Genomic DNA, 509 nt, shown 5'->3' on the forward strand with positions numbered 1-509 from the left:
AAACCGGCGTCGTTCCGCGGCTACTGCCTTCATGGCGTCTCTCAGAAATTGATCATCAGGTCGAATGCTTCGGTAACGGACACTCGTCCGATCCACTCCAAGCACATTACACGCCCGCCGCTGGCTCAAACCATGCATCTGACAGGCATGAGCCACAGCCTCCCGCTTCGCGTCGGGCGTTACCATTTTTTTGCAGCAACATCCTTCAAAATGGCGATGTCCAGCATCGACTCGGCCAACAGCTTCTTAAGCTTGGCGTTCTCATCTTCGAGGGCCTTCAGCTTCCGGGCGTCAGAGACGTCCATGCCGCCGTATTTCGCCTTGTACTTGTAAAAGCTGGCACTGCTAACGCCGTGCTTGCGGCAGACCTCCGCAGTCGGCATCCCGGCCTCCTGCTCTTTGATCATCCCGATAATCTGCTCTTCCGTAAACCTGCTGCGCTTCATTGTCCGTCTCCAAAAGTGGGCGGACTCTACCAAAACATGGAGGAAGTTTAGGGTCTAAGGTCA

At 55.2% G+C, this 509-nt stretch carries 1 pseudogene; it reads right to left on the bottom strand.

The window, feature by feature from the left end:
- Window positions 1-446 (bottom strand): annotated as a pseudogene (locus ACX3P1_RS28380) (transposase); the annotation flags it as partial.
- Window positions 447-509 lie beyond the last annotated feature (63 nt).

The organism is Mesorhizobium sp. A623 (assembly GCF_054489405.1).